General features: G+C 70.4%; 14 protein-coding genes. 6 read left to right on the top strand and 8 right to left on the bottom strand.

What is annotated here, in order from left to right; genetic code table 11:
- The first annotated feature begins 109 nt into the window (after window positions 1-109).
- Window positions 110-355, top strand: coding sequence for a DUF6458 family protein (locus OG410_RS21735; RefSeq protein WP_329300716.1), 246 nt, complete (start codon window positions 110-112; stop codon window positions 353-355).
- Window positions 356-361: 6 nt separating this feature from the next.
- Here the strand turns inward: OG410_RS21735 and OG410_RS21730 are convergent, their stop codons facing one another.
- Both OG410_RS21730 and OG410_RS21725 read right to left on the bottom strand, forming a co-directional pair.
- Window positions 362-2,185 (bottom strand): NHL domain-containing thioredoxin family protein, encoded by a 1,824-nt coding sequence (locus OG410_RS21730; protein WP_329300715.1) that lies wholly within the window; start codon window positions 2,183-2,185, stop codon window positions 362-364.
- Window positions 2,186-2,255: 70 nt separating this feature from the next.
- Window positions 2,256-2,666, bottom strand: coding sequence for a cupin domain-containing protein (locus tag OG410_RS21725; RefSeq protein ID WP_329300714.1), 411 nt, complete (start codon window positions 2,664-2,666; stop codon window positions 2,256-2,258).
- A 51-nt stretch (window positions 2,667-2,717) separates the two neighbouring features.
- Here OG410_RS21725 and OG410_RS21720 point away from each other — a divergent pair, with 51 nt between their 5' ends.
- Together OG410_RS21720 and OG410_RS21715 are read left to right on the top strand one after the other, a co-directional pair.
- A complete protein-coding gene (locus tag OG410_RS21720) occupies window positions 2,718-3,773 on the top strand; it encodes a GlxA family transcriptional regulator (protein WP_443063776.1) in 1,056 nt (351 codons plus the stop codon).
- Window positions 3,770-4,264 carry an LURP-one-related/scramblase family protein gene (locus OG410_RS21715; protein ID WP_329300712.1) on the top strand — a complete coding sequence of 165 codons (495 nt, stop codon included), beginning with the start codon at window positions 3,770-3,772 and terminating at the stop codon, window positions 4,262-4,264. The genes OG410_RS21720 and OG410_RS21715 overlap by 4 nt, the downstream gene beginning before the upstream one ends.
- A gap of 212 nt (window positions 4,265-4,476) precedes the next feature.
- Here the strand turns inward: OG410_RS21715 and OG410_RS21710 are convergent, their stop codons facing one another.
- On the bottom strand, window positions 4,477-5,292 hold the full coding sequence (locus OG410_RS21710; RefSeq protein WP_329300711.1) for a carbon-nitrogen family hydrolase: 816 nt from the start codon (window positions 5,290-5,292) through the stop codon (window positions 4,477-4,479).
- A gap of 154 nt (window positions 5,293-5,446) precedes the next feature.
- Between OG410_RS21710 and OG410_RS21705 the strand changes: the two genes are divergently transcribed.
- The gene (locus OG410_RS21705) at window positions 5,447-6,271 is read left to right on the top strand and encodes a maleylpyruvate isomerase family mycothiol-dependent enzyme (protein ID WP_329300710.1); all 825 of its coding nucleotides are present in this window, start codon (window positions 5,447-5,449) and stop codon (window positions 6,269-6,271) included.
- Window positions 6,272-6,469: 198 nt separating this feature from the next.
- Here OG410_RS21705 and OG410_RS21700 read toward each other — a convergent pair whose 3' ends face one another.
- Together OG410_RS21700 and OG410_RS21695 are read right to left on the bottom strand one after the other, a co-directional pair.
- Window positions 6,470-7,768, bottom strand: a complete 1,299-nt coding sequence (locus OG410_RS21700) for an MFS transporter (protein ID WP_328450369.1) — start codon at window positions 7,766-7,768, stop codon at window positions 6,470-6,472.
- Window positions 7,765-8,439, bottom strand: a complete 675-nt coding sequence (locus OG410_RS21695) for a GntR family transcriptional regulator (protein WP_329300709.1) — start codon at window positions 8,437-8,439, stop codon at window positions 7,765-7,767. The genes OG410_RS21700 and OG410_RS21695 overlap by 4 nt, the downstream gene beginning before the upstream one ends.
- A gap of 202 nt (window positions 8,440-8,641) precedes the next feature.
- Here OG410_RS21695 and OG410_RS21690 point away from each other — a divergent pair, with 202 nt between their 5' ends.
- The gene (locus tag OG410_RS21690) at window positions 8,642-9,541 is read left to right on the top strand and encodes a D-alanyl-D-alanine carboxypeptidase family protein (RefSeq protein WP_329300708.1); all 900 of its coding nucleotides are present in this window, start codon (window positions 8,642-8,644) and stop codon (window positions 9,539-9,541) included.
- Window positions 9,542-9,647: 106 nt separating this feature from the next.
- Here OG410_RS21690 and OG410_RS21685 read toward each other — a convergent pair whose 3' ends face one another.
- Genes OG410_RS21685 through pdhA form a run of 3 tightly spaced genes read right to left on the bottom strand, consistent with a single transcriptional unit; the run spans window position 9,648 to window position 13,327 of the window.
- Window positions 9,648-11,105, bottom strand: a complete 1,458-nt coding sequence (locus OG410_RS21685) for a dihydrolipoamide acetyltransferase family protein (RefSeq protein WP_329300707.1) — start codon at window positions 11,103-11,105, stop codon at window positions 9,648-9,650.
- A gap of 9 nt (window positions 11,106-11,114) precedes the next feature.
- A complete protein-coding gene (locus tag OG410_RS21680) occupies window positions 11,115-12,095 on the bottom strand; it encodes an alpha-ketoacid dehydrogenase subunit beta (protein WP_326786685.1) in 981 nt (326 codons plus the stop codon).
- Between the two features lie 2 nt (window positions 12,096-12,097).
- Window positions 12,098-13,327, bottom strand: coding sequence for a pyruvate dehydrogenase (acetyl-transferring) E1 component subunit alpha (gene pdhA, locus OG410_RS21675; RefSeq protein WP_329300706.1), 1,230 nt, complete (start codon window positions 13,325-13,327; stop codon window positions 12,098-12,100).
- A gap of 412 nt (window positions 13,328-13,739) precedes the next feature.
- On the opposite strand from pdhA, the gene OG410_RS21670 reads away from it, so the two are divergent.
- Window positions 13,740-14,405, top strand: coding sequence for a response regulator transcription factor (locus OG410_RS21670; protein WP_329304193.1), 666 nt, complete (start codon window positions 13,740-13,742; stop codon window positions 14,403-14,405).
- Window positions 14,406-14,437: the final 32 nt, after the last annotated feature.

Here is a 14,437-nt window from a genome sequence, read left to right as displayed (position 1 = left end):
CGGCGTGCCGTTTCGTGTGAGCGTCCGCCTCCGCATGTCCCGCGAGGTCCCGGGTACCCGGAACGCGTCCGGAACGACTCGGAGTTGCTATTCCAAGGAGACGACACCCATGGGCCTGGGCGGATGCATCATCCTGATCGCCTCGGGGGCGATCCTCACGTTCGCGACCGACTGGCACATGCAGGGGGTCAACCTTCACCTCGTCGGCGTGATCCTCATGATCGTCGGACTGATCGGCGTGACGACCTTCAGCAGCATCGCGCGGCGCAGGCGCGTCGTCGTACCGCCGACCGCGACCGTCGTGGACGACGACCGGCGCCGCCGTGACGGCTACTCGGACGGCTACGGCGTGTGAGCCGGTTCAGGCGTCCATGCCCGCGAGAACCAGGGGCAGCCGGTCCGCACCGCCTTCGGTGAGGCGGACCGGCAGGCCCCAGTCCTGCTGGTGGACATGGCAGGCCGGGTACTCGTCGGCCGGGTCGTCGTCGCAGGACGCGGCCATCGCCGAGACGTGCAGCACGCCCTCCGGGACGGCGGGGTTCAGCTCGACGGTCCGCGAGAGATCGGTGCCGGCGCCCTCGCCCGCGAGCAGGAGCTCCGGCGGTGTGGCGGACACGAGGAGCCGGGTGGACGGGCCGTGGCTCGAGTCCAGTTTCTGTCCGGCGGGTGCCTGGAAGATCACGTCCAGCCGGACGGCTCCGGGGGTGACCTCGGTGGCCGCGCGCCGGGTGCGGTGGGCGACCGACTCCACCCGTACCGCCTCCTCGGGCAGCCGCAGCCGGGTGAGCCGGTGCCGGGCGGACTCCACCACCACGATGTCGTCCCCGACGAGCACGGCGTCGCTCGGCTCCCGCAGATCCGTGGCCAGCGTGGTCACCTCACCCGTCGAGGGGTCGTACCGGCGCAGCGCGTGGTTGTACGTGTCGCTGACCGCGACCGAACCGTCGGGCAGCGCTGTCACCCCCAGCGGGTGCTGGAGCAAGGCATGTCCGGCGGCCCCGTCGCGGTGCCCGAAGTCGAAGAGCCCGGTGCCGACGGCGGTGTGCACGCTCCCGTCCGGGTCGACCCAGCGCAGCGCCGAGGTCTCGGAGTCGGCCAGCCAGAGCCGGTCGGCGGTGGCGGCGAGCCCCGACGGCTGAGCGAACCAGGCCTCGGGTCCCGGTCCGTCGACCAGCCCCTCGTTCCTCGTGCCCGCGGTGACCTCCACGGTCCCCGCCTCCGGGTCGTACGCCCACAGCTGGTGCACACCGGCCATGGCGATCCAGACCTTCCCGCCGAACAGGGCCACGTCCCAGGGCGAGGACAGATCGATCTCGCGCGCCGGTCCCGACGTCGGCGAGCCCTGCCACCACTGGCGCCCGGTGCCCGCGAGCGTGGTGACCTCGCCGGTCGCCAGGTCGACCCGGCGCAGCGCGTGGTTCACCGTGTCCGCGACGACGACCGCGCCCTCGCCGAGCAGGGCGAGCCCCTGCGGCTCGCTGAACCCGGCCTCGTCGGCCCCGCCGTCCACGAAGCCCCGGACGCCTGATCCGATGCGCCGGACGACGGTCTCGCCGTCCTCCTCCAGCTCCACCAGCTGATGCCGGGTCGTGTCGCTGACCAGCAGATTGCCGCTCGGCAGAGCGAGCGCCTTGCCCGGGAAGCGCAGCACGGTCGGCTCGGGTTCGGGCGCCACGTACGGCCCGTCGCCGCGCCGCAAGGTGCCCTTCGCGGCGTGCTCGGCCTCCAGCTCCTCCACCAGCCGCTCGATGGCATGGGCGTGCCCCTCACCGGCGTGCTGGGCGACGACATATCCCTCGGGATCGATCACCACTAGCGTCGGCCAGGCCCGTACGGCGTACTGCTTCCAGGTCGCGAGCTCCGGGTCGTCGAGCACCGGGTGCTCCACCCCGTAGCGTTCCACCGCGTCGACGACCGCCTGATGCTCCGCCTCGTGCACGAACTTCGGCGAGTGCACCCCGACGATGACGACGGTGTCCCGGTGCTTCTCCTCCAGTTCCCTCAACTCGTCCAGGACGTGGAGGCAGTTGATGCAGCAAAAGGTCCAGAAATCCAGGATCAGTACGCGACCCCGGAAGTCGGCGAGCTTCAGGTCCTTCCCGCCGGTGTTGAGCCAGCCGCCCTTGCCGACGAGCTCGGGAGAACGGACGCGGACACGGCGCGGGGCGGGAGAGGCGGCGTTCATGTGATCAAGGGTGCCACCAGGACGCGACGCTCCGAAGATCCCGGACCGCCGTACGCCGTACGGCCGGGTGTCAGTCCAGCGCGTGTCCCGTCGTCGCGTCCACGTGGGCGGGGATCTCGCCGTGGCGGTCGCCGACCGTGAGGGTGCCGGTCGGCTCGAAGAGGAGGATCGACGCGCCGCCGGGGGCGTACGGCTTGTGTTCGGTGCCACGCGGGACCGTGCAGACGGAGCCCTTGGGGAGGACGACGGTCCGCTCGCCGGCCGGCTCCCGGAGCGCGATGGTCAGCTCGCCCTCCAGGACCAGGAAGAACTCGTCCGTCTGGTCGTGCACGTGCCAGACGTGCTCGCCCTCGACCTTCGCGACGCGCACGTCGTAGTCGTTGACGGTGGTCACGATGCGCGGGCTCCACAGGTCGGTGAAGGAGGCGAGGGCGGCGGAGAGGGAGACGGGTTCGCCGCGTCGGGCGGGTGCGCTGGTCATGCGTTCATCGTCCGCGCCTTCCGGCACCCCGGCGAGTGCTAGAAATCGCGTATGCCGCAAGGATCCTCGCAACGTCCCGCATCCCCGGAGCACCCCGGCGCACGCGGGCCGGCGGAGCCTTCGCCCCGCCGGCCGCATCGCGTCGCCGTGATCGTCGACGAGGGTACGAACCCCTTCGAAGTCGGCGTCGCGACCGAGTTGTTCGGGCTTGCCCGACCCGAACTGGGGCGGCCCGAGCCGCTCTACGAGCTGACCCTGTGCACCCCCACGCCCGGTGTCCGGATGAACCACGGGTTCTTCACCCTGAGCGGGGTGCCCGGCCTCGACGCGACGGACGACGCCGACACGCTCGTCGTTCCCGGGCGTCCCGACAACGTCGTCCCGCGCCGGGCCGCCGTCCTGGACGCCATCCGGCGCGGTCACGCGCGCGGGGCCCGGGTGGTGAGCTTCTGCACCGGGTCCTTCGCGCTCGCCGAGGCGGGGCTTCTCGACGGGCGGCGCGCCACCACGCACTGGCGCTGGACTGACGTCTTCCGGGAACTGCACCCGGACGTCCTGCTGGACCCGGACGTGCTGTTCGTGGACGAGGGGGACGTGCTGACGGCGGCGGGCAGCGCGGCCGCGCTCGATCTCGGGCTGCACCTCGTTCGCCGGGATCACGGCGCGGAGATCGCCAACGCGGTGTCGCGCCGGCTCGTGTTCGCCGCGCACCGCGACGGGGGTCAGCGCCAGTTCGTACGACAGCCGTTGCCCGACGTGCCCGACGCGTCGCTGGCACCCCTGCTGGTCTGGGCGCAGGAGCGGCTCGGTGAGCCGTTGACGGTCGGGGACCTCGCCACGCACGCCGCGGTGAGCCCGGCGACACTGCACCGCCGCTTCCGCGCCCAGCTCGGCACGACACCGCTGGCCTGGCTGACGGCGCAGCGCGTCGCCCTCGCCTGCCGGCTCATCGAACGCGGGGAGGCCCGGCTCGACGTGGTGGCGGACCGCAGCGGTCTCGGGACCGCCGCCAACCTGCGCGAACGGGTGCGCCGGGCGACCGGACTCAGCCCGTCGGCCTACCGGCGGCGTTTCGGAACGCCCACCGGGGAACCGGTGACGGCATGAGATACCTCGTACGCGACCGACTGCTCGGCTTCGGTGAGGACTACTGGATCGAGGACGACCACGGAAACAAGGTCTTCCTCGTCGACGGCAAGGCCATGCGGCTGCGGGACACCTTCCAGCTGAAGGACACCCGCGGACGCGTCCTGATCGACATCCACCAGAAGATGCTCGCGCTGCGCGACACGATGATCATCGAGCGGGACGGCGATCCGCTCGCGACCATCAAGCGCAAGCGTCTGTCCCTGCTCCGCAATCACTACCGCGTGTCGCTGGTCGACGGCACCGAGCTCGACGTCAGCGGCAAGATCCTCGACCGCGAGTTCGCCGTGGACTACGACAACGAGCTCCTCGCCCAGATCTCCCGCCGTTGGCTCCACGTCCGCGACACCTACGGAGTCGACGTCGTACGGGAGGACGCCGATCCGGCGCTGCTGATCGCGGTCGCGGTGTGCGTGATCCATCTGGCGGAGAAGGAACGGGGGGACGACTGACGGCACCGTCCGCCGACGGCACCCGGAAGCGGTGCCGGGGAGCGGAGCTCGGGAGCGGTGCCGGGGACGGATCGGTCGGCGGGGCCGCGTGCCGGAGGCGAGGCGGCCGACAGGCCCCGCGGCGGGATGCCGTCCGCGGCGGGGCGCCGCAGGTCAGCGGGGCGGGAGCGTCGTCAGCGAGTGGGGAGCCGGGCCGGGCAGGCGGGAGCCGGTCAGCGGGCAGGCGTGGCCAGGCCCAGCAGGCGGTCCTTCAGGGCCGGGAACTGTTCCCGGGTCGCCGCGACCTTCGCCGGGTCGAACTCCACCGTGAGGATCTCCTCGTCCGGGCCCGCCTCGGCGAGAACCTCGCCCCACGGGTCGACCACGATCGAGTGCCCCGCCTGGGGAACTCCCGCGTGCGTACCGGCCGTTCCGCAGGCGAGGACGTACGCCTGGTTCTCGACGGCGCGTGCCTGCGCGAGCAGGGTCCAGTGGGCGCGGCGCCGCTCGGGCCAGCCCGCCGGGAGGACGAAGGTCTGCGCCCCCGCGTCCACGAGTCCGCGGAAGAGTTCGGGGAACCGGAGGTCGTAGCAGGTGGCGACGCCGAGGACGGTCTCCGGCAGCCGCACCGTCACCAGTTCCGTGCCCGCGCCCATGAGCACGGCCTCGCCCTTGTCGAATCCGAAGCGGTGGATCTTGCGGTAGGCGGCGACGCGTTCGCCGTCGGGGGAATAGACCAGGGAGGTGTTGTAGAGGGGAGCCCCGGCCGCCGAACCGGTCCCGGACGCGGCGCGCTCGGGGATCGACCCGGCGTGCAGCCACACGCCCGCGTCGCTCGCCGCCTTGCTCATCGCCTCGTGGGTCGGCCCGTCCAGCGGCTCGGCCCACGCCCCGAACCCCTCGTAGGCGAAGGCGCCGGTGGTCCACAGCTCGGGGAGCACGACGAGATCGACTCCGGCCTGATCACGTACCAGGTCCGCCACACGGCGCCTGCGGGATGCGACCGATTCGTCATCGTTTACGTCGATCTGAAGGAGCGAGGCGCGCACACTACCACCGTCCTGGCATTCGAGCCGTCGATACCGGCCTACGATCGTCACACGAAAGCACTGCCGGGGTGCCTCACAGCAGCGTAACTTAGCGTCCCAAGACACCCGCTGCCTGTGAAATGCCCGCGTCCAACCGCCCGAGGGGTCCCGTTCCGTGAGTCTGCATCCGAGCCTTCAGTCCTACGCCGACGCCTGGGCCCACTCGATCGAAGCGATATCCGAGCTGGTCCAGCCGCTTGTGGAGGGCGAGTGGAACCGGCGGACCCCGTGCCCCGGCTGGTCGGTCCGTGACATCGTCTCGCATGTCATCGGGCTGGACTGCGAGATGCTCGGCGACCCGCGGCCGATCCACACCCTTCCCCGCGATCTCTACCACGTGACGAACGAACACCAGCGGTACATGGAGATGCAGGTCGACGTGCGCCGCCACCACACGGCGCCGGAGATGACCTCCGAGCTGGAGTACACGGTCATCCGCCGCAACCGGCAGTTGCGGAACGAGTCGCGGCAGCCCGACGCGAAGGTGCGGGGCCCGCTCGGCACCGAGGTCACCCTGGAACACGCGATGCGCAACCGCGCGTTCGACGTGTGGGTGCACGAGCAGGACCTGCGGTACACGCTGGGCCGGCCGGGGAACCTCGACTCCCCCGGTTCACAGATCGTGCGGGACCAGCTGCTGGCCGCGCTGCCGAAGATCGTCGCCAAGAACGCGGGGGCACCGGCGAACTCCGCGGTCGTCTTCGACGTGCACGGTCCCGTCGAGTTCCTGCGCACCGTCCGTGTCGACGCCGACGGGCGCGGCTCGATAAACGGTTCGCCCTCCCTCGGTCCCGCCGCCAGCCTCGCCCTCGACTGGGAGACCTTCGTCCGGCTCGCCTGCGGCCGCGTCAGCCCCGACGCCGTGTCCGACCGCATCAAGGCCGAGGGCGACCCGGAACTGACCGCGGCGATCCTGCGCGGCCTCGCCGTCACGCCGTAACGGGCGGGGCGGCCGCGCACGCGGCGACGGGGCGGGGGCGTTCCCCCGCCCTCCGCCCCGCTCCGCACGTCCCCCAGTCCCTCACGTCACATCACGTCCTGGACGTCCCGCGCGTTCTGCACGTCCTGCCCGTCCTGCCCGTCCCGGACGGTGAACGCCGGCAGTAGCGGCAGCGGGACGGTGGGGCGTCGGCGGCGGTCACGCCGGTACGTGCACCGTCTCCACCCGGCTGGCCACGAGCCGCTCCCGCTCCCGGCGGGCCGCCTGCTTCCGCAGCCGGAAGATCTGGCTCAGTCCGGCCGCCTGGAGGACGAACACGGAGGCGAAGGCGACCCGGTAGTTGTCGTCGGTGGCGTCGAGCAGGAGACCGATGGCCAGCAGCGTCGTCATCGAGGCGGTGAAACCGCCCATGTTGGTGATCCCGGACGCGGTGCCCTGACGCTCCGGCGGATTCGCCGGGCGCGCGAAGTCGAAGCCGAGCATCGAGGCCGGCCCGCAGAACCCGAGCACCGTGCACAGCACGACCAGCAGCCACATCGGCGCGTGTTCGCCGGGGTACACCAGCACACCCGCCCACACGACCGCCGTCGCCGCGACCGTGCCCAGCGCCAGCGGCAGCCGCGCGGTGTGATGCCGGGCGACGATCTGTCCGTACACCAGCCCGGCACCCATGTTGGCCAGGACGACGAGTGTCAGCAGCTCACCGGCCGTGGCCCGCGACAGACCCTGCGCCTGGACGAGGAACGGCATCCCCCACAGCAGCAGGAACACCATCGCCGGGAACTGCGTGGTGAAGTGCACCCACAGACCCAGCCGGGTACCCGGTTCCCGCCAGGACGCGGCGATCTGCCGGCGGACGTACGCGGCACCCCGGTGCGGGAACGGCTCCGGCCGGTGGCCCTCGGGGTGGTCCTCCAGGAACAGCAGCAGCAGGACGAGGACGAGGACACCGGCGGCGGCGCTGCCGGCGAACGCGGCCGTCCAGCCCACGCCGTGCAGCAGCCGGGCGATCACGAGCGTCGACACGAGGTTGCCGGCCATACCCGCCAGACCCGCGAACTGCGCGACGAGCGGACCGCGCCGGGCGGGGAACCACCGGGTGCCGAGCCGCAGCACGCTGATGAACGTCATCGCGTCACCGCAGCCCAGCAGGGCGCGCGAGGCGAGCGCCATGCCGTACGACGAGGAGAACGCGAAGCCCAGTTGCCCGGCCGTGAACAGCAGGACGCCGATGGTCAGCACCTTCTTGGTGCCGAGCCGGTCGACCAGAAGCCCGACCGGTATCTGCATGCCCGCGTACACGAGGAGCTGGAGGATGGAGAACGTGGACAGGGCGGAGGCGCCCACGTGGAAGCGGTCCGCCGCGTCGAGCCCGGCCACCCCGAGTGACGTACGGAAGATGACCGCGACGAAGTACACCGAGACGCCGATGCCCCAGACGGCGATCGCGCGCCGGCCGCCGGGCGGGTCGCCGGGCAGGGTGGCCGAGGAGCTCATCGGACCTCGCCCCGCGCCAGGTTGGAGAACCAGCTCACGTGGCCGTGGATGAGGGCGACGACCGCGTCGGCGTCACCGGCCCGCAGCGCCTGGAGGATCTGCTCGTGCTCGACGAGCGTCTTGGTGATCCGGTCGGGGTGCGCGTGCATCACGGCGACCCCCATCCTCAACTGGCGGTCGCGGAGCTGGTCGTAGAGCCGGGAAAGGATCTCGTTGCCGCCGCTGCGGACGATCTCTGCGTGGAAGCAGCGGTCGGTGACGGCTGCGCCGGCCAGGTCCCCGGCGGCGGCCTGCTCCTTCTGCCGGTCGAGCAGTTCCTCCAGACGGGCCAGGAGCCGGGGCGACGCCGGTACGGCCTTGCGCGCGGCGTGCTCCTCCACGAGCTGGCGGGTCTCGACCACGTCGGCGATCTCCTGGGCGGAGACCGGCAGGACGAGCGCGCCCTTCTTCGGGTAGAGCTTGATCAGCCCTTCGGCCTCCAGGCGGAGCAGCGCCTCGCGGACCGGGGTGCGCGAAACGCCCACCGCGTCGGCGAGTTCGCCCTCGGTCAGCAGGGACCCGCCCTCGTAACGGCGTTCCAGGACACCCTGTTTGACGTGTGCGTAGACGCGGTCCGCGGCGGGCGGCTGTTTCACGGGAGGCCGCATCGGCGCGGGTGGGGCTGAAGGCATGCGCACATCATAGATACAACACGTACGCATGCCCGGTGGCATTTCAGCATGCGGACCCCAACAGCCCCCGCCTGTAACCCAGGTCACATACATTTCCTCCGTTCACCGCACATCCCTTTGCGCGCTCCGCGAGTCTGAACGTGGGACGGCATCCCTACGTGCCGTTCTCCCAGGGGCATTTCGCGCATACGGAGCGTTCATTTTGATTACCGGCATTAAGGGCACGCGTTTCCGCAGGGCCGCCGCTGTGACCCTCACGACCGGCGCCGTGCTGGCAGCCGGAGCCTTCGGCGCCGCGCCCGCGGGCGCCGTCGCCACGCCCACGATCGCCGCCAAGGGCGGCTACACCATGAACAACGGCACCGGTACGACCCTCTACAAGAAGGCCGCGGACACCAAGCTGTCCACCGGTTCCACCACGAAGATCATGACCGCCAAGGTCGTGCTCTCGCAGTCGAACCTGAACCTGAACGCCGAGGTCAAGATCTCGAGCGCGTACAGCAACTACATCGTCGACAGCGGCTACATCTCCTCGGCCCACCTGATCGTCGGCGACAAGGTCACCGTCCGCCAGCTCCTCTACGGTCTGATGCTGCCGTCCGGCTGTGACGCCGCCTACGCGCTCGCCGACAAGTTCGGCTCGGGCACGACCCGCGCCGCCCGCGTGAAGTCCTTCATCGGCAAGATGAACACCACCGCGCGGAGCCTCGGCATGACGAACAGCCACTTCGACTCGTTCGACGGCGTCGGCCACGGCTCGAACTACTCGACGCCGCGCGACCTGACGAAGCTCGCCAGCAGCGCCATGAAGAGCACCACGTTCAAGACGATCGTCAAGACCGTCAACACCAAGCAGAAGGTGACCACCTCGAGCGGCGGCTACCGCTACTACTCGTGGGAGAACACCAACAAGCCGCTGCTGACCGGCTACTCCGGCACGATCGGCATCAAGACCGGTTCGGGCCCCGAGGCGAAGTACTGCCTCGTGTTCGCCGCCACCCGCAACGGCAAGACGATCATCGGCACGGTGCTCGCTTCCACGTCGGCCACCGTCCGCACAGCGGACGCGACGAAGCTGCTGAACTACAGCTTCGCCAGGTAAGGCACCCGGACAGAGAAAGGGGCCTGCCGCGCGGTATGCGCGGCAGGCCCCTTTCCCATGTCACGGGTCGGCAGGGGGACTCAGCTAGCTCCCCTGCCCCGTCGGCTCACGCCCAGGTGATCAGCCGCTTGGGCTGCTCCAGGACGGCCGCGGTGTCGGCGAGGACCCGGGAACCGAGCTCGCCGTCGACCAGGCGGTGGTCGAAGGAGAGCGCCAGCGTGGTGACCTGGCGGGGCTTGACCTTGCCCTTGTGGACCCAGGGCTGGAGTTTGATCGCTCCCACCGCGAGGATCGCGGACTCGCCGGGGTTGAGGATCGGCGTGCCCGTGTCGACGCCGAAGACGCCGACGTTGGTGATCGTCACCGTGCCGCCCTGCATCGCGGCCGGTGAGGTCTTGCCCTCGCGGGCCGTGGCCACCAGTTCGCCCAGCGACTCGGCCAGCTGCGGCAGGGTCTTGGTGTGGGCGTCCTTGATGTTCGGCACGATCAGACCGCGGGGCGTGGCCGCGGCGATGCCCAGATTCACGTAGTGCTTCTGGACGATCTCCTGGTTGGCCTCGTCCCAGGACGCGTTGATGCCCGGGTTGCGCTTGATCGCGACCAGCAGGGCCTTGGCGACGAGCAGCAGCGGATTGACCCGCAGCCCCTGCATGTCCTTGTCCTGCTTGAGCTCCTCGACCAGCCGCATGGTGCGGGTCACGTCGAGGGTCACGAACTCGGTGACGTGCGGCGCGGTGAACGCGGACCCGACCATGGCGGTGGCGATCGCCTTGCGGACGCCCTTGACGGGGATCCGGGTCTCGCGCGCGCCGTCGTACGACGCGGCCGGGGCCGGAATCTGCGGCTGGACCTGGACCGGGGCCTGCGGGACCGCGGCGGGAGCCGGGGCCGCGAGGGGAGCGGGCGCCTGCGCCGGAGCTGCCGCCGCGTGCACGTCCTCCCGCGTGATGATGCCGTCCGGGCCCGACGGGGTGACCGTCGCCAGGTCGACCCCGAGGTCCTTGGCCAGCTTGCGGACCGGGGGCTTGGCGAGAGGCCGCTGCTGGGCGGACGCGGGACCGTGGCCGTTGAGCTCGCCCTGGATCGCGGTGGCCGCGAAGAGCGTCCCGCCCTGCTGGACGGGGGCCTCGGCGCCCTTGCGGGGGCGCCGCTTGGTGGAGGACTCCGCCACGCCGTACCCGACGAGGACCGGCTTGCGGCCCGTGGGCTTGGCCTCCTCGTCGGGGGCCGCCGCCGGAGCGGCGGGAGCGGCCGGGGCCTGTTCGGCGGCCGGGGCGGCCGGCGCGGGCGCCGTGCCACCCGACACGTCGACCGTGATGATCACCTGGCCGACGTCCACCGTCGTGCCCTCGGGGAAGCGGAGCTCGCTCACCACACCGTCGTAGGGGATCGGCAGTTCGACGGCAGCCTTGGCGGTCTCGACCTCGCAGACGACCTGGCCGTCGGTGACCGTGTCACCTACCTGGACGTACCACTTGAGGATCTCCGCCTCGGTGAGTCCCTCGCCCACATCGGGCATCTTGAACTCGCGGAGTCCCGACGCGTTCTCAGTCATCGTCGTCACGACTCTCTCCTAGTACGCCAGCGAGCGGTCGACGGCGTCGAGCACCCGGTCCAGGCCCGGAAGGTACTCCTCCTCCAGGCGGGCCGGCGGGTACGGGGCGTGATAGCCGCCGACCCGCAGAACGGGCGCCTCCAGGTGGTAGAAGCACCGCTCGGTGATGCGGGCCGCGATCTCCGCGCCCGTCCCGAGGAACACCGGGGCCTCGTGCACCACGACCAGGCGGCGGGTCCTCTCGACCGAGGCCTGGATGGAGTCGAAGTCGATCGGCGACATCGAGCGCAGGTCCAGGACCTCGATCGACTTGCCCTCCTCCTGGGCGGCCGCGGCGGCCTCCAGGCAGACCTTCACCATCGGACCGTAGGCGACCAGGGTCAGGTCGCTGCCCTCGCGTGCCACCCGGGCCTTGTGCAGCGGACCGGGGATGGCGTCCTTGTTGACCTCGGCCTTGTCCCAGTAGCGCCGCTTGGGCTCGAAGAAGATCACCGGGTCGTCGCTCTGGATGGCCTGCTGCATCATCCAGTAGGCGTCGCCCGCGTTCGAGGGAGAGACCACCTTCAGGCCCGCCACGTGCGCGAACAGCGCCTCGGGGGACTCCGAGTGGTGCTCGACCGCGCCGATGCCGCCGCCGTAGGGGATACGGATGACGACGGGCAGCTTGATCTTGCCCAGCGCCCGCGCGTGCATCTTCGCGAGCTGGGTGACGATCTGGTCGTAGGCGGGGAAGACGAAACCGTCGAACTGGATCTCCACGACCGGGCGGTAGCCGCGCAGGGCCAGACCGATCGCGGTGCCGACGATGCCCGACTCGGCGAGCGGGGTGTCGATGACCCGCTCCTCGCCGAAGTCCTTCTGCAGCCCGTCGGTGACCCGGAAGACACCACCGAGCTTGCCGACGTCCTCGCCCATGATCAGGACCTTGGGGTCGGCCTCGAGAGCCGTGCGCAGCGATTCGTTGATCGCCTTGGCCAGCGCCATCTTTTCCGTCGTCATGGCTACTTGCCCTCCCCGGCGTCCGTGAACGACGCCTGGTAGGCGGCGAACTGGGCGCGCTCCTCGTCGACGAGCGCGTGCCCGTCCGCGTACACGTTCTCGAAGATGGCGAAGCTGTCCGGGTCCGGCATGGCTCGTACCGCTTCGCGCACTCGCTTGCCCAACGCCTCGCTCTCGGCCTCGAGTTCCGCGAAGAATCCCTCGTCCGCGTGGTTTGCGGCCTCCAGGTAGGCGCGCAGGCGCAGGATCGGGTCCTTCGCCTCCCACGCCTCGCGCTCCTCGTCGGCCCGGTACTTGGTCGGGTCGTCGGAGGTGGTGTGCGCGCCCATGCGGTAGGTGTACGCCTCGACCAGGGTGGGGCCCTCGCCGTTGCGGGCCCGCTCCAGGGCCCAGCGGGTCACCGCGAGGCTGGCGAGCACGTCGTTGCCGTCCACGCGGACACCCGGGAAGCCGAAGCCCTGGGCGCGCTGGTACAGCGGCACGCGCATCTGGCGCTCGGTCGGCTCGGAGATCGCCCACTGGTTGTTCTGGCAGAAGAACACCACCGGAGCGTTGTAGACCGCCCCGAAGTTGAAGGCTTCCAGGACGTCGCCCTGGCTGGAGGCACCGTCACCGAAGTACGCGATCACGGCCGAGTCGGCGCCGTCCTTGGCGATGCCCATGGCGTAGCCGGTGGCGTGCAGCGTCTGCGAGCCGATGACGATCGTGTACAGGTGGAAGTTGTTGCTGTTCGGGTCCCAGCCGCCGTTGTTCACACCCCGAAACATGCCGAGCAGGTTGGTCGGGTCGACCCCGCGGCACCAGGCGACGCCGTGTTCGCGGTAGGTCGGGAAGACGTAGTCGTCGTCGCGGGTGGCCCGGCCCGAACCGATCTGGGCGGCTTCCTGGCCGAGCATCGAGGCCCACAGGCCCAGCTCGCCCTGGCGCTGCAGGGAGGTGGCCTCCGCGTCGAAGCGGCGGCTCAGGACCATGTCCCGGTACAGGCCGCGCAGCTCCTCGGGGGTGATGTCGGCGACGTACGGGTCGTACGTGGCGTCCTTGACCCGCTTGCCTTCCGGGGTCAGCAGCTGAACGAGCTCCGGCTCGCCGCCCGTCGCCCCGGGCGACTTCTTGGCGGCCGCGCCGACGCTCCTGCTCGCGGCGCTCTTGGTACCGGTCGTACTGGCGCTCGCGGCGCTCTTCGTACCGGCGCTGCGTCGCGGCTTGCGCGCGGCAGTGCTCTCCACGGTCACGTGTGCTCCTCCGTCGGTCCGGCCCCCGGGGTTGCCGGAAGGCTGGGGTCCCCCTCGCTCGCGGTTCGAGCTCGGGAGAGCGGCTCGCCTGTTCCGGCACCCGTGCACGGGGTGGGTGCCACTCGGCCGGGAACAGGCGTGACAGGTGCCCCGGCGAGCGCCCTGCAACTGCCACGTTACCCAGTGCTTCACAATTCTGTGAAACCCCTCCTGACCTGCGATTTTTATAGGAAATCCAAGTACTTGGATACGTGGATTTCCTACTAGATCGAGCAGATCGGAACAGTCGCTGGTCACAGCACTGGTCACAGCCTTGCAGGGGGCCGGAACACCGGCACGTTATCCCGGCCACCCCGAGCTCGGGAAGAGTTCACCTGGAGCAATGCCGATGACCGTGTGTGAGACTGACAGCGTGCGTGAAATCGGGAAAATCACTGTATTCCTCCTCGATGACCACGAAGTGGTCCGCCGCGGTGTCCACGAGCTGCTCTCGATCGAGGACGACATCGAAGTGGTCGGGGAAGCGGGTACGGCAGCCGACGCACTGGTACGGATCCCGGCCACCCGCCCGGACGTGGCCGTCCTGGACGTGCGCCTCCCGGACGGCAGCGGCGTGGAGGTGTGCCGCGAGATCCGCTCCGCGAACGAGGACATCAAATGCCTGATGCTCACCTCGTACGCCGACGACGAGGCCCTTTTCGACGCGATCATGGCGGGCGCCTCGGGCTATGTCCTCAAGGCCATCCGCGGCCAGGAACTGCTCACGGCGATCCGGGATGTCGCGGCCGGAAAATCTTTGCTCGACCCGGTGGCCACCGCGCGTGTCCTGGAAAGGCTGCGGGACGGCGGCGGCACCAAGGACGACAGCCGGCTCGCCCGCCTCACCGACCAGGAACGCAGAATCCTCGACCTGATCGGCGAAGGGCTCACCAATCGCCAGATCGGCGAGCGATTGCACCTCGCCGAGAAAACGATCAAGAATTATGTGTCGAGCCTGCTGTCCAAACTGGGAATGCAGCGCCGGTCGCAGGCGGCCGCCTATGTGGCACGCAAACAGGCCGAACAGCAGCGCCACTGATTGATGCGGGGCTTGCGGCCCCTCTGCCGAGA

Source organism: Streptomyces sp. NBC_00659 (assembly GCF_036226925.1).
GTDB lineage: Bacteria > Actinomycetota > Actinomycetes > Streptomycetales > Streptomycetaceae > Streptomyces.
This window is presented reverse-complemented; position numbering and strand designations above follow the sequence as displayed.

What these genes read in the sequence shown, in the direction of transcription:
- OG410_RS21735 (WP_329300716.1), top strand. Translation starts at nt 110, where the DNA reads ATGGGCCTGGGCGGATGCATCATCCTGATCGCCTCGGGGGCGATCCTC.
- OG410_RS21730 (WP_329300715.1), bottom strand. Translation starts at nt 2,185, where the DNA reads ATGAACGCCGCCTCTCCCGCCCCGCGCCGTGTCCGCGTCCGTTCTCCC.
- OG410_RS21725 (WP_329300714.1), bottom strand. Translation starts at nt 2,666, where the DNA reads ATGACCAGCGCACCCGCCCGACGCGGCGAACCCGTCTCCCTCTCCGCC.
- OG410_RS21720 (WP_443063776.1), top strand. Translation starts at nt 2,718, where the DNA reads ATGCCGCAAGGATCCTCGCAACGTCCCGCATCCCCGGAGCACCCCGGC.
- OG410_RS21715 (WP_329300712.1), top strand. Translation starts at nt 3,770, where the DNA reads ATGAGATACCTCGTACGCGACCGACTGCTCGGCTTCGGTGAGGACTAC.
- OG410_RS21700 (WP_328450369.1), bottom strand. Translation starts at nt 7,768, where the DNA reads ATGAGCTCCTCGGCCACCCTGCCCGGCGACCCGCCCGGCGGCCGGCGC.
- OG410_RS21695 (WP_329300709.1), bottom strand. Translation starts at nt 8,439, where the DNA reads ATGCCTTCAGCCCCACCCGCGCCGATGCGGCCTCCCGTGAAACAGCCG.
- OG410_RS21680 (WP_326786685.1), bottom strand. Translation starts at nt 12,095, where the DNA reads ATGACGACGGAAAAGATGGCGCTGGCCAAGGCGATCAACGAATCGCTG.